Source organism: Streptomyces sp. NPDC003042 (genome assembly GCF_053591315.1).
The window spans coordinates 38,199-60,959 of record NZ_JBSFTP010000006.1 but is presented as its reverse complement, the minus strand read 5'-3'; the positions used below and the strand labels follow the sequence as shown (position 1 = coordinate 60,959).

Below are 22,761 nucleotides of genomic sequence, written 5' to 3'. Positions count from 1 at the left end.
GTACGAAACCTTCTAAGGAGTGGGCGCGGGAGCGGGCATGGACGTCAGCACGGTGAACGCCGGATCCCGGCCCGGGGTGTACTTGATTCTCGTCTCGACGTGCGTCACGTCGACCACCCTGGCCTCCATTCCGTGTTCCTTGTATCCGGTGCCGGGGACGCTCGGGTCCGCAGCCTTGCTCACACTTCGCCCGCTGACCTCGCCATTCGGCGCCTCGGACTCAAATGGTTCGGTCGCTCCCGGAGCCGGTGGTGGCGGTCCCGTCAGCCAGGCCTTGATCGCGGCGGCGTTCCGGTTGAGGTTGTACTGAGTGAGTTCCTGCGCCCGCTCGTAGTTCGGGAAGGCGGAGGAGCCACTGATCTTGGGCTTTCCGTGGGGCCAGGCGTCTGTGGTGTGCCCGGGGTTGTTCTGCTGGTCGCGGAGCCGCTGTACGAGCTGATCGTCGGTCTTGCCCACGTGCTTGTCCAGCGTATGGCCGTTGTCCAGCCACTCGTTGCTCGCCAGGTCCAGCGTGTACTTGCCGGTCTGCTTGTCCTCCGTGAGCCAGCGCTGCGGGTCCTTGAACTCGTCCAGCGCGCGGCCGCCGAAGCCGTGAGCGCGGGCCACTCCCGCCTCGAACTTGGGGGCGCTGAGGTGGGCCTCGTCCAAGGGGTCCTTCATGGCCTCGAAGCGTGCCGTGAGCCAAGCCGGCTCTGCGGGCCGACAGGCGGCGATGCCGGCATCGGACCCGGCTCCGCCATGGCTCGCGCCAGCGCCGAGACGTCCTGGTTGCCCTGCACTCGCTTCATCGAGGCCAGGACCTCCAGTTCCTGTTCCGTGAAGCCGTCGCGACTGAGCCGGGTCGCCTCCTCAAGGAGCACCAGGACCTGCCGGATCCGGACGGCGTCCTCGGCCACACCTCGATGAAGGCTGCGGTACGCGGTGGCCGTGGGTCCGCCCCAGCCCGCCCCGATGCTGTCGACGACGGCATCCATCTGCTCGGTCTGCCGTTCCAGGTAACCCTGCATGGCGTCGAGGGCGTTGGCGAGTTTGGTCAGCTCGTCCTCCGCCACATAAAGATCAGCGTTGTGCATCCCGCCCCCGTCCGCCTTGTCCGCGACCGCGTACGTACGTTCCCCGCATCCGAAGATCACTCTAGTTGCCGACGCGACCCCGCCGTCAGGCGGGGAGGTAGTCGGCGGCCCCGCCCCGCGGCAGGCTGGCCCACGTCCGTGTCCCGCCGCCGGGCTCGCGCGACTCCCCGAAGCCCCACGCCCCGCCGCACTCCCGCACCACCGCCCCCATGACCCGCAGCGCGGCCCGCCGCCGGGCCTCGCAGTGTGCGGCGAGGCGTGGGTGGCGTGCCCGTCGTAGGCGATCAGCCGCAGGGAGTCGTCCCGTAGCTGACGGAGAGGTACGGGCTCCGCCCGGGATCGTTCGACAGGCCGCGCTACGCCAGCTCATCCTCGACATCAAGGCCGGCAACGCGGACCACCTCCTGACGGAATGAGCTGACCCGCTCCGGCCGCCGAGGGACCGGAGCGCGTCGGCATGTGCCAGGACTACGTCAGGGCAGGTTCACGGTTCCCGCGATCGCCCGATGGTCGGAGGGGAAGGAGGAGCTGTCCACGTAGCAGGACGACCAACTGGCGTTGGCCGGGCCGAAGATGTAGTCGATCTTCTCCTGCGTGTCGTTCGTGGCGCGGTTCGATGCGCTGTCGCACTCCTTGTGGCCCGCGCTGTAGAAGCGCTGGGAAATGGACTCGGTCGGCGTCGCGTTCAGGTCCCCGCCGAAGACCGTGCGGTAACCGGCGTTCCCGAAGGTGCTGACGATCCGGTTCAGTTCGACGGACTGGTCCTCACGGATGTCACGCCCGTCCACGTCGTCCTCGTTCCGAGAGGTGAAGTGCGTCGTGCACACGCTCACCGCCCAGTTGTCGGCGATCGCGCACAGCGCGGTGCGCTGCTCGACGTTGATCGCGTCGGGCGAGGGCAGCGGGTACGCCTCGAACCAGGTGTTCGACTCCGGCACCGCGATGGCCACGCCGTAGGCGCCGCGGTCCGCACCGGGCGTGTCACGGGCGCAGGATTTCTGGGCCTGCAGAGACGTGTCCTTGACCTTGTACGTGATGGGGGCGAACCGCACATCCCACTTGACCGGGCTGATGCCCTCCAGCATCAACTCCAGCGGCTTGGCGTACTTCTCGCAGAACTCCTGGAGTACGAGCACGTCCGGCACGCCGTTCGGCAGCTCGTGGATCTGACCCTTGACCCGGTCGGCGAACTCGGTCGGCGTGTCCTTGTAGAAGTCGCATGTGCTGTTGTTCGTGCAGACATTCCAGGACATCACCTCAAGGTTCTTGGCCATTCCGGCCTGCGCCGGAGGGAGGACCCGATTCGAGGGGATGAGCTTGATCTCGAACTTCTCCCACTGCTCGATGCTCGTCGCACTGGACCGAAGAAGGCCGTAGTCGGGGCTCTCCTTGGGAAAGTCGATGCGCGCGGAGACGAATTTCTTGACGACGTCGTCCATCAGTGCGTAGATGTCACCGCCCAGAGGTACGAGAGTGAAACGCTGCCGCAAGCCGATGGGGTCGGCGCTCCCGGCCCGCAGCATGCCGGTGCGGGGCGGCGCCTCCTCTGTTTCCGCTGAGACGTACAGGCCGTTCGCCTCCGACCTCAGGGTGCCCGTGAGGCCGTACTCCTCTCCGGTGCGCCGCATGGTGTGCAGGGTGAACTGCTCCCACGATCCGGCATGGCTGTCGGAGCGGGCTCGGAGCTTGCCTTCCTGGCTGCCGGAGTCGTTGATCTCCGCGGAGACCCACTTGTTGTTGGCCAGGGACTTGATGGCGAACTTCTGTCCGGCGGACTTGGCCAGCTCGGGGAACTCGACGGGAGCCGCTTGCGCTGGTGTCCCGGGGAGGAACAGCAGGCCGGCGAGGACGGCGGTGAGTGTGACGAGGAGGCCGAATATTCGGTGGTTCAAAGACAACACCACTCTCTGGGCGCGCTGTTGGGCTGATCGTCGCCGACAGGAAGCCGACGGAGCGCATCGTACGGTTGAGGCATATTTCGAGGCCTGCCTACGTTTTCCCGCCTCCGGCCTGTCGGACCAGATCGGGGACCCTGGCACCCGGAAACGGAGGCGAGGACGAGGCTGACCAACCACAGACGGGCGGCAGCCGCCGAGCCGACCGGGACCGTGTGGCGATCTGACGCGCCGGAACCGAGCACGGCGGCCAGGTAGGTACGGGCCTCCGCCCTCCCCCTCCCCCCGGGGGACCGGACAGTCTGTGGCGTTCCGGGACGGGGGACGGAGTCAAGGGTGGCCGCAGGCCATCGCGTAGCGACGCGAACGCAGTGAGCGCCCTTGACGCCGGCCGCCGGCCCGGGAGGACACTCGGACTGACCGGGCCGTCGGGGTTCCCCCGTCACCCCGCCCAGGTGGACCCCCGGCCTCCGACCCCCGGCGCCGCCACCGCCCCGGTGCCGTAGAGCCGTGCGGGGGGGCGGCAGCCTGCGTACCCCCATTCGGGTGAGGGAGCCGCTCACCCGGACCATGGCCCTGTCAGCCCCCTAGCGTGACGGCGGAACCGTCCTCGGCGCGAGGATACGAGAGTGAGGCGCAGAGAGCAGTGAGCACACCGCAGCGGCCTCGAGGAGCTCCTTGGGACTACCGAGGAGATGGACACACCAGACGGCTTCAAGGCCGAGCCCCTCCGGGCAAGATCGTCGTATCACCGTGGTCGAAGCTGCGCTTCCTGAAGCCGATGCGATCCCTGCGTCGACAGCTGGAGGGTCACGCCCGGTGGGCACATCGTGGAGACCGCGCCCTTCCTGTTCCGCTTCCCGGAGGCCCGGCGGGCCTACGGACCCGATCTATTCGTAGCGGACGGATCCGCCTTCGATGCGGACGGCCGACACGCCGATGGTGAGGCGTTGTCACTGGTCGCCGACTTCACTTCCGTCTCCACGAAGGACGCGGACTGGCACGAGGGACTCGACGTGTACGGCCGAGTCGTGCCGGTGTACCTCGTGGTGGACACGCAGGACCGGGAGATCACCTGCTTCGCCGACCCGTCGCCCCATGGGTACCGGGCCCGCAGGACCGTCTCGTTCGGTGCACCGTTGGCCGTACCGCACCCGTTCGACTGCGAGATCTACACCTCCAACCTCTGAAGGCGCGGCGCGGCGCGGCACACGCAGGCGCCGCCCCTATCCCCGGAGCCGCCGCTCTTCCTCACGGATGGCCACGTCGTTGATGCTGGCCTCGCGGCGGCGCATCAGGCCGGCGTCGTCGAACTCCCACTGCTCGTTGCCGTGGCTGCGCCACCACTGGCCCGAGGCGTCGTGCCACTCGTACTCGAAGCGCACCGAGATGCGGTTGCCGGTGTACGCCCAGAGCTCCTTGCGGAGCCGGTAGTCGAGTTCGCGCTCCCACTTCTCGGCGAGGAAGTCCCGTATCTCCGCCCGGCCGGTGAGGAAGCGGTCGCGGTTTCGCCAGACGGAGTCCTCGGTGTAGGCGAGGGCGACGCGTTCGGGGTCGCGGGTGTTCCAGGCGTTCTCGGCGGCCTGCACCTTGGCGCGGGCGGACTCCTCGGTGAAGGGGGGCACGGGCGGGCGTACGGCGGCGACGTGGGACATGGCGGGCATGGTGAACCTCAACTTCTCGCAATCGCGATACGGAGAACGATCGTTCTCAACGTAGAGAATGATCGTTCTCACCGCAAGGCACTCTGGATTACGCTTCCCCGCATGGACGACGAAGAGGCCCGCACCCGCCTGCTCGACGCGGCGGAGGCGCTGTTCTACGCCGACGGCATCCAGGCCGTCGGCATGGACCGCATCCGCACCGAGTCGGGGGTCCCCCTCAAGCGGCTCTACCGGATCTTCCCTGCCAAGGAATCGCTGCTCACGGCGTACCTGGAACGGCGCGACCGGCGTTGGACGGCCGGCCTGCGCACCGCGGTCACCGGGGCGCCGGACCCGGTCGCGGCCGTCTTCGAGTGGCTGGCGGGCTGGTTCGCGGAGCCGGACTTCCGGGGCTGCGCGTTCCTGAACGCCTACGGGGAACTGGGCGCGGGCCCGGAGGGCGTGCTCGACGTGGTCCGCCGCCACAAGGCGGAGCTACGGGCGCTCCTGGCCGACCTGACCGACACCCCCGCGCTCGCCGACCAGCTCCTGATCCTCGTCGAGGGCGCGACGGTGGTGGCCGCCCTGTCCCCCACCCCGGACCCGACCCCGGCCCACCGCGCCGGCGAGGCGGCGCAGATCCTTTTGGGCCGTGCCCCTGCTGCCTAGTTCGTGCTGCGGGGGAAGGTGATCTCGACGCGGCGGTTCTTCTTGCGGCCTTCCTCGGTGCCGTTGTCGGCGATCGGGTAGTCCTCGCTGTAACCCCGGACGTCGAAGGTGACACCGGGGTTGGTAACGGTCTTGGCCAACTCCGCCTGCACGGCGTCGGCACGCTGCTTGGACAGCTCCTTGCCGTGCTCGTAGCTGCCCTGGTCATCGGTGAACCCGAAGACGCGGACGCGGATCGCCTTCTGCTGGTTGATCTCGTTGGCGATGGCCTGTATCCGGGCGGCGGCCTGGGCGTTGAACACCGCGCTGTTCTCCGGGAAGAGCACCTCGGACTGCAGCGCCATCATGACGGTCTGGTTCGTCTCCTGCCGCCGCTGCTCACCGCCGAGGTCTTCGACGACTTCGGCGATGTCGAGCACCTTGGCGGGGGCCAGGGTCCCGCCCTGGGGGATCTTCAACCCGGGCGAGGCGGAATCGATCCGCACCGGTGCGGCTGCGGATAGCTCCGTGCCGGGGGGTGCGGTGGGGTTTTCGTCGGCCTGGGCGGCCGTGGCGCCGATCATGTGGACCCCGCCGATGACGAGTGCGGCGATCGCTGTGACTGCGGCTGTGCGATGGAGTGTTGTCATGGGGTCACCCGGAGATTTTGACGGTGGCCGTGGCGAAGGTGGGGAGGTTGAAGTCGACCTCGGTGGTGCCGGCGGGTGGCGCCGGGAACTGTGCGAAGAACGGGATGGATTCCCCTGCCGCGATGCGCGTGAGCCCAATCGTGCACAGGCACCTACCCTCCGTGTCTCGGAGCACGTAGTAACGCTTCTTACCCACCTTGTCGGTCAACGTCGCACCCGCCACCGACGCGGCACTCGAATTCTTCTCGTCACCCCGCCAAGCTGCGGTCTGAACAAAGGCTGCGGACCCACCGTTCTTGATCTGGCCACTTACGGTGAAGAATCCGCCCTGATCACGAACAGCCGAGTTGAGCGTCAGGACGATGGCCTCTGGCCCGCTCGACGTTGCGATGACCTCGACAGGTGCGGGATTCTGGCTTGCATCCGGGCTGGGCAGCTGCGCCTGGCCACCCGAAGACGGTGCAGCAGAAGGCCTATCCGACTGCTTCGGCTTCTCATTTTCGCCGTTGCCACACCCGGCCACGGCGAGGACCAAAGCCGCCGCAACGCCTATGGCGACTCCCCCACGCACCGTCACCTTGTGCCGTACGCTCATCTGCGCCGCTTCCATTTCTCTCTCGTTCACTGTCAGTCGACCAGCCGCACTTTGAAGAGGCTTCGGGCCAACCTGTCCCACGGTTTGGGCTTCGAAGGGTCGAAGCTGACGTCATCAGAGTCGTCACATTCGATCGTTACAGGCCCAGGCTTGTCGAGGCCCGCACCAGGTGAAGGCATTGCACCAGGTGTCGGCGTTGCGCTCGAGGAGTCGTCGGGTATGGCGCCCAGGCGGCAGCGCGGCTCAATCAAAGCAGTTGCCTCAGCTCTACCACGTACATCGCCGGTCCCGGGGATCACCGAATTCCCCACCGTCCCGGTCGTGACCACGGCCACCCTGAATTGAAGACGCGCTCGTGTGCAGGTTGCCGCCGCATCGTTGAGAGCTGCGAAATCCTGAGCCCTAGAACACCCACGCTCCCCGTCGAAGCGGTTTCCAGCTAGCACCTCTTCCCAGCCTTCGGGCGTCAAGGTGACGAGGTCCAGGCCTGGGACCAGGTGGTCTCTGGCATCGCGAGCTGCCGCCAAGGCAGCAGCATCAGCAGCTCCTTGACCATTGCTGCGCGTGACCGAAGCCTGGCCCACCGCGAAGAAGGCCAGCGCGGCAAAGAGCAGGCACGCCACCATCACGATGTAGATGGGGAATGCCTGCCCCTGGTCAGCCGATCTCGAACCGATCACCCGGCCGTGATGTCCTCGACCGCCTGCGCAATGCGGTTCGTGATCGCGGTACCGATGCCCGAGCCGACGATTGCCCCAATGACCACGATGACGACCAGGATGATCCCAAGGTATTCGAAGGCCGTCTGCCCCCGGTCCCTGCTGTCCTTCCGGCCGGCCCACCGGATCTTGAGCTCGGTCATCGCCTTGAGCAGCGCGTTGTTCGGCATGGGGGGTCCCTCCGGGTCCGGTGCCGCTGTCGATTTGCGGACGGTACGGGTGGACGCCCGCATCAGCCAAGGGTCCCGGGGCCCAAATGCGGACCCACTGCGCACCGCGTCTACCCATGGCCGGCCACCCCCGGACGGGCGGTTCCCAGCCAGCGGGCTATGGCCTCGCTGCGGGAGGTGCTGTGCAGCTTCGCGAAGATGCGGTTGATGTGGTTCTTGACCGTCTTCTCGCTGATGAAGCAGGCACCGGCGATCTGCTGGTTGTTCATGCCGGACGCGATCAGATCCATGATCTCCACCTCCCGCGAACTCAGCCCGAACGCAACAGAGTTGTGCATGCGCTCCGTAGACTGTGCCACAGAACGTTGCTGTTGCGAAGAGGCCCGTAGTTCCGCGAGGAGTGCGTTCGCGGCCGTCGGCGTGAAGTGGGCGCGGCCCTCGCGGACGTCGCGGACCGCGCGGACCAGGTCGTCCGGCGTGAATTCGCCGTGGACCAGGTAGCCGCCCGCGCCCAGGAGCAGGGCCTCGCGGACGATTTCCGACTCCTGGCTGTACGTCAGCATCAGTACCGGCGCCAGCCGCACCAGGTGGGGGAGCGCCGAGATGCCGTCCACGCCCGGCATGCGGACGTCCAGCAGGATCACGTCCGGGGTGTGGAGCCGGGTGAGGTGCAGGGCCTCGTGGCCGTCCCTCGCCTCGGCGACGACGCGGAGGTCGTCCGCCGTGGCCAGCAGGGTGCTCAGGCCGGCCCGGACGACCGGGTTGTCGTCGGCGATCAGCACGCGGATCGGCGTCACGGGCGCGCCTCCGGGGTTAGGGCGGCGAGGGGCAGGGACAGCTGGACGCGGGTGCCGGGGCCTGCCGAGCGGGGGCCGAGGTGGAGGCGGGCGCCGATCGCCGCCGCGCGTTCCGTCATGCCGAGCACGCCGAAGTGGCCGGACTGGGTGAGGGAGGTGAGGGAGAGGGCAGGCGGGAGGCCCTTCCCGTTGTCCTCGACATCGAGCGTGAGGTGGGTCCGGTCGACCGCGACGGCCACCACGATGCGCCCCGCCCCCGCATGGCGGCGGGCGTTCTCGACCGCCTCCGCGGCCACCGCGAGGAGGTGGCCGGCCACCGTCGGGGGGATGACCGGGAGGACGCCCGTCGTGCGGAGTTCCGCACCCGCCGTGGCGTCCGTCAGGGCGCGCAGCTCGGCCGAGAGCGAGACGCCCGGCGCGTCCAGGTCGCGGCGCAGGCCCGTCAGCAGTTCCCGGGACTCCGACGACGCGCGCCGGGCCGCCCCGGCCACCAGCTCGGCCTGGCGGCGGATCGCCGCCGGGTCGTCGTCCGACATCCGGGAGAGGGCGTCGGCGGCCAGGGCCAGGCCGTGCAGGGTCTTCGACACCGAGTCGTGCATCTCCCGGGCCAGGTGTTCGCGTTCGGCGCGGACCGCCTCGGCCACCGCCAGGCGGGCCCGGGTCTCGGTCAGGGCCTGCCCGGCCGCCCCGAAGCGGAACAACAGCTCCCGCAGGGAAACCCCCGCCGCCCCGGCCAGGACGCAGAGCAGGGACAGGACGAGGCCGCCGCCGAGGGCCGCCACCGCGATCGCCTGCGCGGCCGCGTACGGCGCCGAGCCGCGCCACCCGTAGACCAGCCCGGCGAGCAGCGGCGTACAGGCGCAGACGGGCCCGAGCGGGGAGGCGGGGGTCGCGGTGACCAGGAGCAGGCCGCTGACCGCCATGTCCACGGCCAGCAGCCAGCGGTGGCGCAGCAGCAGTGGGCCGAAGCGCTCCCAGTCGCGGTAGAGGGCGTACGACAGCATGAAGGTGAGGAGGACCGCGCCGGAGACCAGGTACGTCGCCACGCCCGGCGCGGTGCGGCCCAGCGCCAGGGGGGCGCCCAGCGCGATCACGACGAGGCGGAACGCGAAGACCCGGCGGCACAGGGCCCGGAGGGCATTCACCTGGAGGGCGTTCGCGCCGAGGGCCTCCGTCTGGAGAGTGTTCGCCTTGAGGGTGTTCACCGCGAGGGCATTCGCCTGAAGGGTGTTCACCCCGAAGGCGTTCGCCTGGAGGCCGGCCGGCCAACTGATACCCAGCGTCGTCATCGCTCACCCGCCCCCGAGCAGCGTGCCGAAGTCGACGTTCGCGCCGTAGACGAAGCCGCAGACGAGCAGGATCAGCGTGCCCGGCAGCATGAACATGGTGACCGCGAACGTCGCCTTCGGGACGGCCCGCGCCGCCCGCCGACGGGCGTTCTGGGCGTCCGTACGCCGCATGTCCTCCGCGATCGCGATCAGCGTCTCGACGATCGGGGAGCCGAGCTCCTCCCCCTGCTGGAGGGCGGTGACGAACTGCGCGACCTGCTCCGAGTCGTTGCGCCGCCGCAGTTCGTCGAAGGCCTGGCGGCGGCTGACTCCCATGTCCATCTGCTGGAGGGTGATGCGTACTTCGTCCGCCCACGGGCCGTCGTACTTGCCGGCCACCCGCTCCAGCGCCTGGCGGAAACCGAGGCCCGCGCTCACCACGACCGCCAGCACGTCCAGGAAGTCCGGCAGCGTCCGCTCGATGTGGTCCCGGCGGACCCGGATCGCGGACCACAGGCCGGCCTCGATCCAGAACAGGCCGAAGGCGACCATGAGCAGGGCGGGCACGTACTGCTGGTTGATCACCATCGAGAAGGCACCGAGCGCGCCGAGGAACCCGTACACTGCGCGCCGCGCCGCGTAGCGGTCGATCGTCAGACCCGCCGGGTTGCCCGCCATGTCGATCTGGCGGCGCTTGCGGTCCACCTGCTTGGGACCCATCATCCGCAGCACCATCGGCGCCCAGCGGATGCCGAGTCGGTCCACGACCGAGCCGACGGCCGTGGTCCGGGTGGCGCCGACCTCCAGGGCCAGCGCCAGGTCGGACGGCAGGGCGACCTCGGCGCGGTAGAGACGGATGCCGTGCAGGATGCCGAAGACGGACAGTGCGGCGCCTGCGGCGAGCAGCAGCGGGAGAAGTGCGGTCATGCCGGGCGGCCCCTCACACGTCGATCTTCGAAAGGCGGCGGATGAGGACGAACCCCAGCGCGAAGAGCCCGAGGGACACCAGCACCGCGACCTGCCCGATGAAGGCGCCCGTCATGCGGTCCAGGGCGCCCGGCATCATCGTGTTCACCAGCAGCAGGGAGCCCAGCCCGATGCCGGGGACGAGGTACGCCGTCACGGTCACCTGCGACAGCTGCGTACGGATCTCCCTGCGCGTCTCCTTGCGCTGCTCCAGCGTCACGGTGAGGTTGCGCAGGCTCCCTACGATCGCCCCGCCCGCCCGTGCCGACAGGACGAGGGTGGAGACGAGGACGACCAGTTCGCGGGACGGGAGCCGGTCGACGATCTCGCCGAGCGCCTCCTCGATGGAGTGGCCGACGGCCAGCCGGTCCGCGACCCGGGCGAGCTCCTCGCCCGCCGGGGCCTCCAGTTCCTCCGCGGCGATGCCGATGGCCGTACGCAGGGCCAGGCCGGCCTGGGTGGCGTTGGCGAGGATCCGGGCGAGCTCGGGGAGCTGGTTGATGAAGCGTTCGGTACGGCGGGTGCGCTGCCAGGTGAGGAAGGCGTTGGCGGCCCAGATGCCGATCAGGCCGGCCACCGGTCCGAAGAACGGCGCCAGGAGCGAGGCGGCGATCAGCCAGACGCCCGCGACGGCCAGCAGCATGTAGACGAAGAACTCGCCGGGGGTGAGGTCGAGTCCGGTGGTGGCCAGCTTGAGTTCGATGCGGCGCCCCAGCTGTGTCCCGCGCAGCCGGCGGTCGACGCCCCGGAAGCGGCGCCGGCGGCCCGACGGCTCGGGCACGGCGCTCGCCGAGAGGCGTTCGATGAGGGCGGCGCGCTGCGCCTGCCCGGTGGCGAAGGCGTGCACCCCGAGGGCCACGAACAGGCCCGCCAGGAGGGTGGCGCCGAGGGTGAGGAGAACGAGGTTGTTCACAGCACGGTCCGGGAGGTGAGCGGGTCGAGCGGACCAGCCGGGCCGAGCGGACCGGCCGGGCCGAGCGGTCCGAGCGGGTCGTACCGCCCGTCCGCCAGGGCGACCCCGAAGGCCTGGGGAATCGGCTGGCTGTTCATGTAGAGGCGTTCCGCGATCCGGCGCGGCAGCGGGTAGTAGGCGAAGTAGCCCTGGACGCGCCCGTCGGCCCCCATGGGCTGGGCGACGTAACGGCACACCGTGGTGATCCGGAACGGTTCGCGGCCGTGCGAGTCGAGGATGGAGATCTCGGTGATGCGGCGCGAGCCGTCACCGAAGCGGGTCAGCTGGACGATGACGTTGACCGCGCTGTTGATCTGGTCCTGGAGCGCCTCGAAGGGGATCTCGACCTCCGACATGGACGCCAGGGTCTGGAGACGCATCAGGGCGTCCTGGGAGCTGTTGGCGTGGACCGTGGCGAGGGAGCCGTCGTGGCCGGTGGACATCGCCTGGAGCATGTCGAGCGTCTCGCCGCCGCGGACCTCGCCGACGATGATGCGGTCGGGGCGCATGCGCAGGGAGTTGCGTACGAGATCACGGATGGTGATCTGGCCCTTGCCCTCCACGTTCGGCGGGCGGGATTCGAGGCGGATGACGTGCGCCTGCTGGAGCTGGAGCTCGGCCGAGTCCTCGATGGTGATGATGCGCTCGCCCTCCGGGATCAGGCCGGAGAGGGCGTTCAGGAGGGTGGTCTTACCGGTGCCGGTCGCGCCCGAGACGATCACGTTCATCTTCGCCTGGACCAGCCCCGACAGGAGCAGCAGCATCTGCTCGTCGAGCGAGCCGAGGGAGATCATCTCGTGCAGGGTGAAGGCGCGCGGGAAGCGGCGGATGGTGAGCGTGGCGCCGGTGAGGGACAGCGGCGGGATGATGACGTTGACGCGCTCACCGCTGGGGAGGCGGGCGTCGACCATCGGATTGGCCTCGTCGACACGGCGGTTGACGGTGGAGACGATGCGCTCGATGGTCTGCATCAGCTGCTCGTGCGAGGCGAAGCGCAGGGGGAGCTGCTCGACCCGGCCGGCCCGCTCGACGAAGATCTGATCGGGGCCGTTGACCATGATCTCGGAGATGGAGGCGTCTTCGAGGAGCGGTTCGAGCACACCGAGGCCGAGGGCTTCGTCGACGACCCGGCGGATCAGCTGGGCGCGCTCGGCGGTGGACAGGACCGGGCCCTCGCGGCTGATGATGTGCCCGAGGACGCGCTCCAGGCGCGCCCGGCGCTCGGCCGGCGCCAGCGCGGACATCTCGGCGAGGTCGATCTCCTCCAGCAGCTTGGCGCGGTACGCGGAGACGAGCCGGCCGTCCTCGCGGGGGCTGTGCCGGTCGTCGGGGGTGTTCACCCGGGAACGCAAGCTCATGTCAGGGTCCCTCCGGGGCGTCGTTGGGCATGACAGCCGTTGCCGTGGCCTCGTGCGGGTCGAGTCCGGGCAGGATGGAGTTGGCGGTAAGGGTGACCTTCACGCTGACGGCGTCGTCCGACGTGGCCCACTCGAAGGCAGCGGACGAGGCCAGCCCGCCGCTGATGGCCGTCCGGCCGGCCGCCTCTCCGCCCTCTCCCTTCTGGGCCTGAACGCGCGCCGCGGTACGGGCGGCCGTGCCGGCCTGCTCCTCGACGTACGCGACCCAGCCCAGCTGGATCCCGCACAGCGCGACGAACAGCAGGATCGGCACGAAGCCGATGTACTCGATGGCGACTTGCCCCCGGTCGGAGCGACGATGCGTGCGCCAGTTCATGTCACTCCTCCTCCCTCTCCATCGCCGCGCCCGCTGTGCCGTGAATCTCGCCGAAGTTGAGCCCCGGGAAGAGGACGGGGATCTGAAGGGTCACCGTCGCCTTGTAGACGTCCCCATCCCTACGGCAGTCGGGCTGCCCCATGTCCCACGCCTCCCCGATGTGCTCCCCCGCCGCCGCCCGGCAGGCCGCGTCGCTCGTCACCGCGCCCGCCCGCGCCGCCTCGTCCGCCGCGTTTCCGGCCAGGGAGAACGCGTAGCCGATCAGTACGCACTCCCACACCGCCGCCACGAGCAGCAGGATCAGCGGAACGGTGCCGACGAACTCGATCGCCACCTGCCCGCGATCCCCGTTCCCCCGGCGGGGCGGACGCGCCGGCATCCGTCAGCCCTCCCGGCCGCGCCGCAGCCGGGCCACCGGGCCCGCGGCGCGCAGTGCCAGGGCGGCGCCGCCGGACGGGGGCGCCGGCGTGTCCTCGGGGGCCGACAGGAGGCCGAGTTCGCCCGCCAGGGTCCACAGGGCCTGCTTCACCGTCGAGCGGTTGTCGAGGTCCTGGACGCGGCCCGCGTCCACGACGGCCTGGAGTTCCTTGAAGGCGGCCGGTACCGGGGTGCGGGTGGGGCGGGTCTTGGTGATCTTCTCGATCAGGGAGGGCTGGATCTCGGTGTGCTTGCTCCACCGGTTGACCACCATCGTGGTGTCCTCGGCCTTGCGCACCTGGAGCCGTTCCCACATCCGGACCATCCGCTTCGCCGCGCGCACCGCGACCACGTCCGGCGTGGTGACGAGCACCGCGACGTCCGCCATCTCCACGGCGGCGGCGTTGGCGCCCGTGACCTGGGTCCCGCAGTCGATGACGACGATCTCGTAGCGGGAGCGCAGGGCGCTGATGACGTGCCGGGCGGCCCGTTCGTCGACCTCCTCGCCCCGCTCGCCGTCCGCCGGGGCCAGCAGCAGTGCCACGCCCGTGCGGTCGTCGTACACCGCGTCCTGGAGGACCCGCGGCGAGATGTCCTGGATGCCGGCGAGGTCGGCGATGGAGCGGCGGAACTGCACGTCGAGGTACGAGCCGACGTCGCCCGCCTGGAGGTCGAGGTCCACGAGTGCCGTACGCCGCCCCGACGCGGCGGCGGCCAGCGCGAATTGGACGGCGGCGAACGTGGTGCCCACGCCCCCCTTGGCTCCGGCGACGGTGACCACCCGGCCGCCCGGCCCCGTGAACACGTCGGCGGCGGCCCCCCGGCCCAGGTGGCGGCGTACGCCGACGGACCACTGGGCGGCTGCCTGGACGCGGGCGGCGAGTTCCTCGTAGCCGAGGGGGAGGCCGACCAGGCCGCGCGCACCGGAGTCCATCGCGGCGGAGAAGAGCCCGGGTCCGGCGTCGGAGGAGAGCAGGACGACGCCGACCGCCGGGAAGCGCAGGGCGACCTCGCGGATCAGCTCCAGCGCGGGGACCGGGCCGATCCGCTCGTGGACCAGGACGACTTCGGGCAGTTCGTCGATCGACTCGGCGGCCATCCGGGCCAGCGTGTCCAGGAGGGAGGTGGAGTCGGGGACGGGTATGGCCGGTTCGGCGTCGGGGAGCTGGCTGAGCAGCGCCACGATGGCGCGGGCGGCGTCCGGGTCGCCGGCGGCGGGCAGGATTCGGGTGGTCATCGGCGCCTCACTTGTCCCCGTCGAGGGTGTACGTGCGCTCGCTCGGGCTGGGCGCCGAGTCGGTGCCGGGGGCCACCAGGGCGAGGCGTACGTGTTCCGCGAAGGACTCGGCGTAGGCGACGCGCTGGGTGTCCTTGGTGTTCAGGGCGAAGGTGATCGGGACGGCTTCGGCGGGGCCCTTGCGATCGCTGTCCTTGTCGAGGGCGGTGAGCTTGCCGACGCCCAGGACGCGGGCGTTGGCGACGATGATCACGGACCGCGAGGGGTCGGTGTCCTTGGCGCCCTTGAAGGTGGCGATGATGTTGACCTTGGCGCCGGAGGTGATCTTGCCGGCCACGCCCGTGGCGGCGTCGATCATGATGGCGATCTCCTGCTCACCGGCCTGGAGCTGCGGCTTGTCGACGAACATGTCGCTCTGGAGCAGCGAGCCCTTCTTCAGGGTGGTGAGGGCGATCTTGTCCTTCAGCGCGCCGAGGTCGGTGACGGCGGTTTCCGAGAGCCAGCGCTTGGGGACCGTGACCTCCTCGAACTGGCCTGTCACCAGGGGGCTATACGGTGCAATGTCACCCTTGACCCTGTACGCAACAACCTCAGACCCCACCTTGGAATTGACGTCGCCGATCACCACGAGGACCCCGCCGAACGCCGCGAGGGCGCACAGGACCGACAGCAGGAGCAGGATGACGCCGCGGCGCTGGCGTGAGTTCATGGTCCGTACTACCTCGCCGTTCTTCGTTCGTTCGGGCCGGTCGCATTGCTTGATCTCGCGAGTGGAGAGGCGTGTGGCGCGGCAGGCGGCGGGGCGGCCAGCGGGGCTGCGCAGAAGCCGCAGCGGTCGCCGATGAGTTCGAGCCCGCACCAGCGGCACTCGTCACGGCGGACCGAGGCGACCAGCTGGTAGAGCACGGACGGGTCCGGGATGGCGGCGGCGAACTCCACCAGCTTCGGGGTCGCCCACCAGGCGGCCGAGTCGCCCGGCAGCGGGTTCTCCATCACGCCCTGCACCTGCCAGGCGGGGGCCAGTTCGGCCGTCACCCAGTCGGAGGCCAGCTGCCCGCGCGCGAAGGTGAGGTGGGTGGCGAAGCCGGGCCCCGGCGGCAGCGGTCCCGCGCCCCCGTGCGCCGCCGCCGGCTTCGACGATCCCGCCGACGCCAGCTTCGCCAGGTGCGGCGCCGGATGGGCCAGTACGGCGAACTGCGCGCCCGGCGACCAGGACCGGGCGTGCGCCTTGAGGCCGACCGGCACCCGGTCGAGCTTCGCGACCGTGCCCAGCAGGGCGCCCGCGTAGATGTAGTGGGACAGCAGCCGGGCGGCGGACGCCACGACCCCGGGGCTGAAGTCGCAGACGCTGAGCTGGCGCAGCTGACGCACCAGCACCGCCGTGCCGAGCGGCGGGAGGTCGATGCCGAGGAGCGCGATCCGGTCGGTTTCCAGGATGGCCCGGACGGTGTGCAGTCGCCGCACGGTGGCCGCCGGCAGCCAGGGCGGTACGACGACCACGAGGTGGCCGTGCCGCTCCAGCAGGGCGGCGGTCTCGGCGAGCGCCGCCTCCAGGCCGGCCTCGCCGGGCGGCCACAGTACGGCGGCGCCGGGGGTGTGCCGGTCGGGGGCGGGCAGTACCAGGTCGGCGCTGGTGACAGCGATGGCGGTCGGCACGCGCATCCCCCCGTTCCCCCTGTACGCCCGGCACGCCGCGCCCCGTTCACGCGGTCGCCACGTACGCGCCACGTACGCACGACGTACGCACGACGTACGCGCACGCACTCGCACGCAACTGCGCGACCGCAAACGATCGACGCGCTTCCCCCTTGCCCCAGCACCATATCCGCGACGTCCCTGGCAGGGCAGGGCCTTGATGATTCCTGTGCCGGAAGCACATGTCACAGGTAATCGGAAACCCGGACAACAGGGATCGGACGCCCGACCATTTCAAGCCACTTCGCAAAGACGCTTGACACGGAGATTGGTCTGGACCAACTTGGCTGCGCCGACTGTTCGTTCCGGGGAACCCCACGCCCCTCCCTCTCCCACCCCCTTCCTCCCCCCACGGAGCCCACGTGAACCGCATACGCTCCCTCGCCCTCCTGGGCGCCGCCACCCTGACCGCGGGCGGGCTCACCGCCCTCGCCACCGGCACCGCGCAGGCCGCCGACGTCAACGTCGCCCGCAACGGGGGCTTCGAGTCGGGCCTCGCCAACTGGTCCTGCTCCGGCGGAAGCGGCGCCTCCGTCTCCTCGCCCGTTTACGCCGGAGCCGCCGCCCTCAAGGGCACCCCGGCGGGCTCGGACAACGCACGCTGCAGCCAGACCGTCACGGTCAAGCCGAATTCGACGTACACGCTGAGCACCCAGGTCCAGGGCAGCTACGTCTACCTCGGCGCGACCGGCACCGGCACGCAGGACGTCTCCACCTGGACCCCCGGCTCGGGCGGCGGCTGGCAGAAGCTCTCCACCACCTTCACCACCGGCCCCGGCACCACCCAGGTCACCGTCTACACGCACGGCTGGTACGGCCAGCCCGCCTACGTCGTCGACGAGTTCAGCGTCTTCGGCCCGGACGGAGGCGGCGGCACCGACCCCGGCCCGAGTGTCCCGGGCGCGCCCGCCGGGGCCGCCGTTTCCGGTCAGAGCGCGAGCGCGCTCACCCTTTCGTGGAACGCGGTCAGCGGGGCCACCGGCTATTACGTGTATCAGGACGGCGCCCGAGTGAAGACGGTGTCCTCGGCCACCGCCCAGATCACCGGGCTCGCCTCCTCGACCTCGTACTCCTTCCAGGTGAGCGCGTACAACGCGGCCGGCGAGGGCCCCAGGTCGGCGCCGGTGACCGGCACGACCAGCGGCGGCGGCAACCCGGACCCGAACCCGTCTGTCCCCAAGCACGCCCTGACCGGCTACTGGCAAAATTTCAACAACGGCGCGACCGTCCAGAAGATCTCCGACGTCTCGGCGCAGTACGACATCATCGCCGTCTCCTTCGCCGACGCCACGGCCACGCCCGGCGCCATCACCTTCAACCTCGACTCGGCGGGCCTCGGCGGCTACACGGTGGCCCAGTTCAAGGCGGACATCGCCGCCAAGAAGGCGGCCGGCAAGTCCGTCATCCTCTCCATCGGCGGCGAGAAGGGCACCATCTCGGTCAACGACTCCGCCTCCGCAAACAACCTGGCGAACTCCGCGTGGGCGCTGATGCGGGAGTACGGCTTCACCGGCATCGACATCGACCTGGAGAACGGGCTCAATCCCACCTACATGACGCAGGCCCTGCGCGCGCTGTCGGCGAAGGCGGGCCCCTCACTCGTCATCACCATGGCCCCGCAGACCATCGACATGCAGTCCACGCAGGGCGGCTACTTCAAGACGGCGCTCAACATCAAGGACATCCTGACCGTCGTGAACATGCAGTACTACAACAGCGGCTCGATGAACGGCTGCGACGGCAAGGTCTACTCCCAGGGGTCGGTGGACTTCCTGACGGCCCTGGCCTGCATCCAGCTGGAGGGCGGCCTCGACCCCTCGCAGGTGGGCATCGGCGTCCCCGCCTCGCCGAGTGGCGCGGGCAGCGGCTACGTCGCGCCGGCCATCGTCAACAACGCCCTGGACTGCCTGGCCCGGGGCACGAACTGCGGCACATTCAAGCCGTCGAAGACCTACCCCGGCCTGCGCGGTGCGATGACCTGGTCGACCAACTGGGACGCCAAGGCGGGTAGTACGTGGTCCAACACGGTGGGTCCGAAGGTCCACGGCCTTCCGTAGGCGGTAGGTGTGGGGTGGCTGATTCGGTGCGGCGGGCACAGCGTGTCCTTGACCTGGACATGCCACGAGAGCACGCTGTGCGCGTCCGCACGGCTACCCCCACACTCCCCCACAGGAGAACGCATGCGGCTCATCCACACACGCCGAAGGGTCGCCGTCACAGCGGCCCTGCTGGCGCTCGCGCTGGGCGCACCCGCCTACGGCCTGAGCGCGACGGCAGCCCCACCGCCCACCCCTTCCACCGCCACCCAGGACGAGGCGATCGTCCAGTACCGGATCCACGGGCCGTCCACCGTCGAGGACCGGACCGCGCTGCTGCGCACCGGCGTGTCGATCGACGAGGTGGACGACCACACCGTGGTCGTCAGCGCCGACACCATGCAGGCCAAGAACCTGCGCGCGCTGGGCTACAAGCTGACCGCCCTGCCCGGACCGCCGGACCGCTCCGAGCACGGCATCGCGGCGAGCCCGATGGACTTCCCGTCCGCGGACTCCAGGTACCACAACTACGCCGAGATGAGCGCGGAGATCGACCAGCGCGTCGCGCAGTACCCGACCATCATGAGCAAGAGGGTGATCGGGAAGTCGTACCAGGGCCGCGACCTGGTCGCGATCAAGATCAGTGACAACGTCGCCACCGACGAGGCCGAGCCGGAGGTGCTCTTCACGCACCACCAGCACGCCCGCGAGCACCTGACCGTGGAAATGGCCCTGTACCTGCTCAAGGAGTTCGGCGAGGACTACGGCACCGACTCCCGCATCACCAACATGGTCAACGGCCGCGAGATCTGGATCATCCCGGACCTCAACCCGGACGGCGGCGAGTACGACATCGCCTCCGGCTCCTACCGCTCCTGGCGCAAGAACCGCCAGCCCAACTCCGGCTCCTCCTACGTCGGCACGGACGAGAACCGCAACTGGAACTACAAGTGGGGCTGCTGCGGCGGCTCCAGCGGCAGCAAGAGCTCCGAGACCTACCGCGGCCCGGCGGCCGAGTCGACGCCCGAGGTGAAGGCGGTCTCGGACTTCGTACGCAGCCGCGTGGTCGGCGGCAAGCAGCAGATCCGGGCCGCGATCGACTTCCACACGTACAGCGAGCTGGTGCTGTGGCCGTACGGCTGGACGTACAACGACACCGCCCCCGGGCTCACCACCGACGACCTGGGCGCCTTCAAGGCGGTCGGCCAGAAGATGGCGGCGAGCAACGGCTACACGGCCGAGCAGTCCAGTGACCTCTACATCACGGACGGCACGATCGACGACTGGCTGTGGGGCAACCAGAAGATCTTCGGCTACACCTTCGAGATGTACCCGGCCGGCTCGGGCGGCGGCGGCTTCTACCCGCCCGACGAGGTCATCGACCGCGAGACGGCGCGCAACCGCGACGCCGTGCTCCAGCTGCTGGAGAACGCGGACTGCATGTACCGCTCGATCGGCAAGGAAGCGCAGTACTGCACCTGACCGACCGGGTGAACCGGGGCGCCCCGCCGCCAGGGGGCGCCCCCGTTTCGCGCTGTGGGCTCAGCTCAGGACCGCGAGCGCGTCGATCTCGATGAGCAGGCCGGCCGGCAGGCCCACGTAGACCGTGGTGCGGGCGGCGGGGGCCTCCTTCAGCCCCTGCTCGTCGAAGTACGCGTTGTACAGCTCGTTCATCTCGGCGAAGTGCGACGTGTCCGTCAGGTACACGCGGATCATCATCACGTCGTCCCAGCCCGCCCCGCCCGCCTCCAGCACGGAGCGGACGTTCTCCAGCGTCTGGAGGGTCTGCTCGCGCAGCGTCGGCCCGGCGGGCGTGGGCGCCTGCCCCTCGACGTGCGGCAGGAAACCGACCTGGCCGGCGACCTGGAGGATGTTCCCCTTGCGCACGCCGTGCGAGAACCTCGCGGGCGGGGCGGTGTGGCCGGCGGGGGTGATGGCGGTCTTCTCGGTCATGCGGCGCTCTTCTCGGTCATGAAGGGTCCTCGGGATCGGAGCCGGAGTACTCCCGGCTGACGGTATCGGCGGTACGGCGTACCAGGGGCAGCAGTTCGAGCAGCTCGTCCGCGCCCACGACCACACCGGGCGCGGAGACGGACATCGCGGCGACCACCCGGCCGTCCGGCCCGTACACCGGCGCGCCGACGCAGTTGAGCGCCTCCTCGTGACCGCCCAGATCGGCGGCCCATCCCTGTTCGCGTACGAGGGCCAGCTCGCGGAGGAACGCGTCCGCGTCCGGGGTCGACCGGGCGGTGTAGCGGGGGTAGTCGATCCGCGCGGCGAGGGCGCGGCGGTCGGGCTCCGGCAGGCCGGCGAGGAGCACCTTCGCGACGGCGGCGACGGTGAGGGGGACGGGCTTGCCGATGCGGGAGTACATCCGCACCGGGTAGCGGCTGTCGACCTTGTCGATGTAGACCACCTCGTCGTCCTGGAGCAGGGCGAGGTGGACGGTGTGGCCGGTCTGCCGGTTCAGCTCGACGAGGTGCGGATGCGCGACGTCGCGGACGTCGAGGTTCTCCAGGGCCTCGGCGGCCAGTGCGAACAGGCTCGCGCCGAGGCGGTAGCGGCCGTCGGGCTGCCGGTACACGAGGCCGTGGGTGTGCAACGTGCGCAGCAGGCGTAGCGCGGTGCTCTTGTGGACGCCGAGGCCGTCGGCCACCGCCGTCAGCCCTGCGGGTCCCTTCGCCAGCACGGGCAGGATCCGCAGCGCCCGCTCGACCGACTGGCTCACGCCGTGCCCTCCCGTCCTGGTCCGGCTGTGGCAACACCGGCTCCGCCGGTGCCCCGGGCTCTGCCCGGACCCGGGCGGAGCCCCGGGTCTTTCAGCCTCGCCGGCGTTTGAGGCGCGGGGTCTGGGGCGGAGCCCCGGGAAGCGGCGCCGCACTCGGTCCGTTGACCCGTCGTCATCCGGGATGTTAGACAGCAGGCAGTGGTATACGCAACGACCGTTGCACACGGCGCAACGAACACCGGGAGGCACCCGCCCATGCCCAGCGACCCCGTCCACGCCCTCGCCGGTGAACCGGTCGACCACCGGTTCAAGGGGCTCCCCCCGGACGCCGAGCACGCCGGCCTCACCGTCGGCGAACTCGCCGCCCAGGCCCGCGACCTCTTCACCGGTGGATTCACCACCCCCGTCCTCACCCTCGACGCGGACGCGCTGGCGCACAACCTCACCGCCCTCGCCGCCTACGCCGACCGCCACGGCCTCGCCTTCGCACCGCACGGCAAGACCTGTATGGCCCCCCAGCTCTTCCGCCGCCAGCTGGAGCACGGCGCGTGGGGCATCACCGCCGCCGTCCCCCACCAGGCCCGCGTCTACCGCGCCTTCGGCATCCAGCGGATCTTCCTCGCCAACGAGCTCGTCGACCCGGCCGCCCTGCGCTGGGTCGCCGCCGAGCTCGCCGCCGATCCCGGCTTCCGCTTCGTCTGCTACGTCGACTCCGTGCGCGGCGTCCAGCTCATGGACCGGGCCCTGAAGGGCCGGCCGGCCACCGTCGACGTCGTCGTCGAGCTCGGCGCGGGCGAGGGCGCCCGTACGGGGGCCCGTACCGACGAGGACTGCCGCGCCGTGGCCGACGCCGTCGCCGCGACGAGCACCCTGCGCCTGGTCGGCGTCGCCGGGTACGAGGCCGAGGTGCCCGGCGCCGACCCGGAGAGCGTGCACGCGTACCTGCGCCGGATGACCTCCCTCGCCGTCGAGTTCGACAAGGCCGGGCGCTTCGCCCCCGACCTGGAGGAGATCGTCGTCAGCGCGGGCGGCTCCGCCTGGTTCGACGCCGTCGCCGACGTCTTCGCGGAGCTGCCGGAGCTGTCCCGCCCCACCCTCAAGCTGCTCCGTTCCGGCGCGTACGTCTCCCACGACCACGGCTGGTACACCGGCCTGACGCCCTTCAACCGCATCCCGCAGGAGGGCGGCCTGCGCCCCGCCTTCCGCCTCTGGACGCAGGTCGTCTCCCGCCCCTCCCCCACCCAGGCCTTCGTCAACGCCGGCAAGCGCGACGTCGCCTACGACCTGGGCCTGCCCGAGGCCGAGCTGGTGCGTGACGCGCTCGACGGGACCGAGCGCCCCGCCGACGGCGTCCGCGTGGTCAAACTGTCCGACCAGCACGCCTGGCTGGAGACCGACTCCGCCGACGACGTCCAGGTCGGGGACTGGGTGGCGCTCGGCATGTCCCATCCCTGCACGATCTTCGAGAAGTGGCCGCTGATCCCGGTCGTCCAGGCCGACGGCACCGTCACCGACTACGTCCGCACCTTCTTCTAGTC

Annotated in this window: 25 protein-coding genes; 5 read left to right on the top strand and 20 right to left on the bottom strand. The window is 70.3% G+C overall.

What is annotated here, in order from left to right; translation table 11 throughout:
* Window positions 1-12: 12 nt before the first annotated feature.
* The 3 genes from ACWDYJ_RS05190 to ACWDYJ_RS05180 form a co-directional block, all read right to left on the bottom strand.
* Window positions 13-660 (bottom strand): RNase A-like domain-containing protein, encoded by a 648-nt coding sequence (locus ACWDYJ_RS05190; RefSeq protein ID WP_451564098.1) that lies wholly within the window; start codon window positions 658-660, stop codon window positions 13-15.
* Window positions 657-1,073, bottom strand: a complete 417-nt coding sequence (locus ACWDYJ_RS05185) for a WXG100 family type VII secretion target (RefSeq protein ID WP_451564097.1) — start codon at window positions 1,071-1,073, stop codon at window positions 657-659. The genes ACWDYJ_RS05190 and ACWDYJ_RS05185 overlap by 4 nt, the downstream gene beginning before the upstream one ends.
* Window positions 1,074-1,546: 473 nt before the next feature.
* The gene (locus ACWDYJ_RS05180; RefSeq protein ID WP_451564096.1) at window positions 1,547-2,965 is read right to left on the bottom strand and encodes an endonuclease/exonuclease/phosphatase family protein; all 1,419 of its coding nucleotides are present in this window, start codon (window positions 2,963-2,965) and stop codon (window positions 1,547-1,549) included.
* A gap of 833 nt (window positions 2,966-3,798) precedes the next feature.
* Between ACWDYJ_RS05180 and ACWDYJ_RS05175 the strand changes: the two genes are divergently transcribed.
* The gene (locus ACWDYJ_RS05175) at window positions 3,799-4,158 is read left to right on the top strand and encodes a Uma2 family endonuclease (protein ID WP_451564095.1); all 360 of its coding nucleotides are present in this window, start codon (window positions 3,799-3,801) and stop codon (window positions 4,156-4,158) included.
* Window positions 4,159-4,194: 36 nt separating this feature from the next.
* On the opposite strand, the gene ACWDYJ_RS05170 is transcribed toward ACWDYJ_RS05175, so the two are convergent.
* A complete protein-coding gene (locus ACWDYJ_RS05170) occupies window positions 4,195-4,623 on the bottom strand; it encodes a nuclear transport factor 2 family protein (protein WP_451564094.1) in 429 nt (142 codons plus the stop codon).
* A 111-nt stretch (window positions 4,624-4,734) separates the two neighbouring features.
* On the opposite strand from ACWDYJ_RS05170, the gene ACWDYJ_RS05165 reads away from it, so the two are divergent.
* On the top strand, window positions 4,735-5,280 hold the full coding sequence (locus tag ACWDYJ_RS05165) for a TetR/AcrR family transcriptional regulator (RefSeq protein WP_451564093.1): 546 nt from the start codon (window positions 4,735-4,737) through the stop codon (window positions 5,278-5,280).
* On the opposite strand, the gene ACWDYJ_RS05160 is transcribed toward ACWDYJ_RS05165, so the two are convergent.
* The 14 genes from ACWDYJ_RS05160 to ACWDYJ_RS05095 form a co-directional block, all read right to left on the bottom strand.
* Complete coding sequence (locus tag ACWDYJ_RS05160) at window positions 5,277-5,909, bottom strand: OmpA family protein (protein WP_451564092.1); 633 nt, start codon at window positions 5,907-5,909, stop codon at window positions 5,277-5,279. The genes ACWDYJ_RS05165 and ACWDYJ_RS05160 overlap by 4 nt on opposite strands.
* 4 nt (window positions 5,910-5,913) lie before the next feature.
* The gene (locus tag ACWDYJ_RS05155) at window positions 5,914-6,519 is read right to left on the bottom strand and encodes a hypothetical protein (RefSeq protein ID WP_451564091.1); all 606 of its coding nucleotides are present in this window, start codon (window positions 6,517-6,519) and stop codon (window positions 5,914-5,916) included.
* 17 nt (window positions 6,520-6,536) lie between these two features.
* A complete protein-coding gene (locus tag ACWDYJ_RS05150; RefSeq protein ID WP_451564090.1) occupies window positions 6,537-7,184 on the bottom strand; it encodes a pilus assembly protein TadG-related protein in 648 nt (215 codons plus the stop codon).
* Window positions 7,181-7,393, bottom strand: coding sequence for a hypothetical protein (locus ACWDYJ_RS05145; protein ID WP_451564089.1), 213 nt, complete (start codon window positions 7,391-7,393; stop codon window positions 7,181-7,183). The genes ACWDYJ_RS05150 and ACWDYJ_RS05145 overlap by 4 nt, the downstream gene beginning before the upstream one ends.
* Before the next feature lie 110 nt (window positions 7,394-7,503).
* Complete coding sequence (locus ACWDYJ_RS05140; RefSeq protein WP_451564088.1) at window positions 7,504-8,190, bottom strand: response regulator; 687 nt, start codon at window positions 8,188-8,190, stop codon at window positions 7,504-7,506.
* Window positions 8,187-9,479 (bottom strand): sensor histidine kinase, encoded by a 1,293-nt coding sequence (locus ACWDYJ_RS05135; protein ID WP_451564087.1) that lies wholly within the window; start codon window positions 9,477-9,479, stop codon window positions 8,187-8,189. The genes ACWDYJ_RS05140 and ACWDYJ_RS05135 overlap by 4 nt, the downstream gene beginning before the upstream one ends.
* Before the next feature lie 3 nt (window positions 9,480-9,482).
* Window positions 9,483-10,385, bottom strand: coding sequence for a DUF5936 domain-containing protein (locus tag ACWDYJ_RS05130; RefSeq protein ID WP_451564086.1), 903 nt, complete (start codon window positions 10,383-10,385; stop codon window positions 9,483-9,485).
* A 13-nt stretch (window positions 10,386-10,398) separates the two neighbouring features.
* Window positions 10,399-11,337: a type II secretion system F family protein gene (locus ACWDYJ_RS05125; protein WP_451564085.1), complete on the bottom strand. Its 939-nt coding sequence runs from the start codon at window positions 11,335-11,337 to the stop codon at window positions 10,399-10,401.
* Window positions 11,334-12,734: a CpaF family protein gene (locus ACWDYJ_RS05120; protein ID WP_451564084.1), complete on the bottom strand. Its 1,401-nt coding sequence runs from the start codon at window positions 12,732-12,734 to the stop codon at window positions 11,334-11,336. Before ACWDYJ_RS05120 ends, ACWDYJ_RS05125 begins: the two co-directional genes overlap by 4 nt.
* A 1-nt stretch (window position 12,735) precedes the next feature.
* Window positions 12,736-13,110 carry a TadE/TadG family type IV pilus assembly protein gene (locus ACWDYJ_RS05115; protein ID WP_451564083.1) on the bottom strand — a complete coding sequence of 125 codons (375 nt, stop codon included), beginning with the start codon at window positions 13,108-13,110 and terminating at the stop codon, window positions 12,736-12,738.
* Window position 13,111: 1 nt separating this feature from the next.
* The gene (locus ACWDYJ_RS05110) at window positions 13,112-13,444 is read right to left on the bottom strand and encodes a TadE/TadG family type IV pilus assembly protein (protein WP_451564082.1); all 333 of its coding nucleotides are present in this window, start codon (window positions 13,442-13,444) and stop codon (window positions 13,112-13,114) included.
* 48 nt (window positions 13,445-13,492) lie between these two features.
* Window positions 13,493-14,764 carry an AAA family ATPase gene (locus ACWDYJ_RS05105; RefSeq protein WP_451564081.1) on the bottom strand — a complete coding sequence of 424 codons (1,272 nt, stop codon included), beginning with the start codon at window positions 14,762-14,764 and terminating at the stop codon, window positions 13,493-13,495.
* 7 nt (window positions 14,765-14,771) lie between these two features.
* On the bottom strand, window positions 14,772-15,473 hold the full coding sequence (cpaB, locus tag ACWDYJ_RS05100; RefSeq protein WP_451564080.1) for a Flp pilus assembly protein CpaB: 702 nt from the start codon (window positions 15,471-15,473) through the stop codon (window positions 14,772-14,774).
* An 8-nt stretch (window positions 15,474-15,481) separates the two neighbouring features.
* Window positions 15,482-16,426: a hypothetical protein gene (locus ACWDYJ_RS05095; RefSeq protein ID WP_451564079.1), complete on the bottom strand. Its 945-nt coding sequence runs from the start codon at window positions 16,424-16,426 to the stop codon at window positions 15,482-15,484.
* Window positions 16,427-16,821: 395 nt separating this feature from the next.
* On the opposite strand from ACWDYJ_RS05095, the gene ACWDYJ_RS05090 reads away from it, so the two are divergent.
* Together ACWDYJ_RS05090 and ACWDYJ_RS05085 are read left to right on the top strand one after the other, a co-directional pair.
* Window positions 16,822-18,516, top strand: coding sequence for a chitinase (locus ACWDYJ_RS05090; protein WP_451564078.1), 1,695 nt, complete (start codon window positions 16,822-16,824; stop codon window positions 18,514-18,516).
* A gap of 123 nt (window positions 18,517-18,639) precedes the next feature.
* On the top strand, window positions 18,640-19,977 hold the full coding sequence (locus tag ACWDYJ_RS05085; protein WP_451564077.1) for a M14 family metallopeptidase: 1,338 nt from the start codon (window positions 18,640-18,642) through the stop codon (window positions 19,975-19,977).
* 60 nt (window positions 19,978-20,037) lie between these two features.
* Here the strand turns inward: ACWDYJ_RS05085 and ACWDYJ_RS05080 are convergent, their stop codons facing one another.
* Both ACWDYJ_RS05080 and ACWDYJ_RS05075 read right to left on the bottom strand, forming a co-directional pair.
* Entirely contained in the window at window positions 20,038-20,448 is a 411-nt protein-coding gene (locus ACWDYJ_RS05080) for a RidA family protein (protein WP_451564076.1), read from the bottom strand.
* Window positions 20,449-20,464: 16 nt separating this feature from the next.
* A complete protein-coding gene (locus ACWDYJ_RS05075; RefSeq protein ID WP_451564075.1) occupies window positions 20,465-21,223 on the bottom strand; it encodes an IclR family transcriptional regulator in 759 nt (252 codons plus the stop codon).
* 255 nt (window positions 21,224-21,478) lie between these two features.
* On the opposite strand from ACWDYJ_RS05075, the gene ACWDYJ_RS05070 reads away from it, so the two are divergent.
* Window positions 21,479-22,759, top strand: coding sequence for an amino acid deaminase (locus ACWDYJ_RS05070; protein ID WP_451564074.1), 1,281 nt, complete (start codon window positions 21,479-21,481; stop codon window positions 22,757-22,759).
* Window positions 22,760-22,761: the final 2 nt, after the last annotated feature.

Excerpts from the sequence above, each read along its gene's own strand:
- ACWDYJ_RS05095 (WP_451564079.1), bottom strand. The coding sequence starts at position 16,426 with ATGCGCGTGCCGACCGCCATCGCTGTCACCAGCGCCGACCTGGTACTG.
- ACWDYJ_RS05165 (WP_451564093.1), top strand. The coding sequence starts at position 4,735 with ATGGACGACGAAGAGGCCCGCACCCGCCTGCTCGACGCGGCGGAGGCG.
- ACWDYJ_RS05170 (WP_451564094.1), bottom strand. The coding sequence starts at position 4,623 with ATGTCCCACGTCGCCGCCGTACGCCCGCCCGTGCCCCCCTTCACCGAG.
- ACWDYJ_RS05080 (WP_451564076.1), bottom strand. The coding sequence starts at position 20,448 with ATGACCGAGAAGACCGCCATCACCCCCGCCGGCCACACCGCCCCGCCC.
- ACWDYJ_RS05160 (WP_451564092.1), bottom strand. The coding sequence starts at position 5,909 with ATGACAACACTCCATCGCACAGCCGCAGTCACAGCGATCGCCGCACTC.
- ACWDYJ_RS05105 (WP_451564081.1), bottom strand. The coding sequence starts at position 14,764 with ATGACCACCCGAATCCTGCCCGCCGCCGGCGACCCGGACGCCGCCCGC.
- ACWDYJ_RS05120 (WP_451564084.1), bottom strand. The coding sequence starts at position 12,734 with ATGAGCTTGCGTTCCCGGGTGAACACCCCCGACGACCGGCACAGCCCC.
- cpaB (WP_451564080.1), bottom strand. The coding sequence starts at position 15,473 with ATGAACTCACGCCAGCGCCGCGGCGTCATCCTGCTCCTGCTGTCGGTC.
- ACWDYJ_RS05190 (WP_451564098.1), bottom strand. The coding sequence starts at position 660 with ATGAAGGACCCCTTGGACGAGGCCCACCTCAGCGCCCCCAAGTTCGAG.
- ACWDYJ_RS05155 (WP_451564091.1), bottom strand. The coding sequence starts at position 6,519 with ATGGAAGCGGCGCAGATGAGCGTACGGCACAAGGTGACGGTGCGTGGG.
- ACWDYJ_RS05115 (WP_451564083.1), bottom strand. The coding sequence starts at position 13,110 with ATGAACTGGCGCACGCATCGTCGCTCCGACCGGGGGCAAGTCGCCATC.
- ACWDYJ_RS05135 (WP_451564087.1), bottom strand. The coding sequence starts at position 9,479 with ATGACGACGCTGGGTATCAGTTGGCCGGCCGGCCTCCAGGCGAACGCC.
- ACWDYJ_RS05145 (WP_451564089.1), bottom strand. The coding sequence starts at position 7,393 with ATGCCGAACAACGCGCTGCTCAAGGCGATGACCGAGCTCAAGATCCGG.
- ACWDYJ_RS05070 (WP_451564074.1), top strand. The coding sequence starts at position 21,479 with ATGCCCAGCGACCCCGTCCACGCCCTCGCCGGTGAACCGGTCGACCAC.
- ACWDYJ_RS05185 (WP_451564097.1), bottom strand. The coding sequence starts at position 1,073 with ATGCACAACGCTGATCTTTATGTGGCGGAGGACGAGCTGACCAAACTC.
- ACWDYJ_RS05130 (WP_451564086.1), bottom strand. The coding sequence starts at position 10,385 with ATGACCGCACTTCTCCCGCTGCTGCTCGCCGCAGGCGCCGCACTGTCC.
- ACWDYJ_RS05085 (WP_451564077.1), top strand. The coding sequence starts at position 18,640 with ATGCGGCTCATCCACACACGCCGAAGGGTCGCCGTCACAGCGGCCCTG.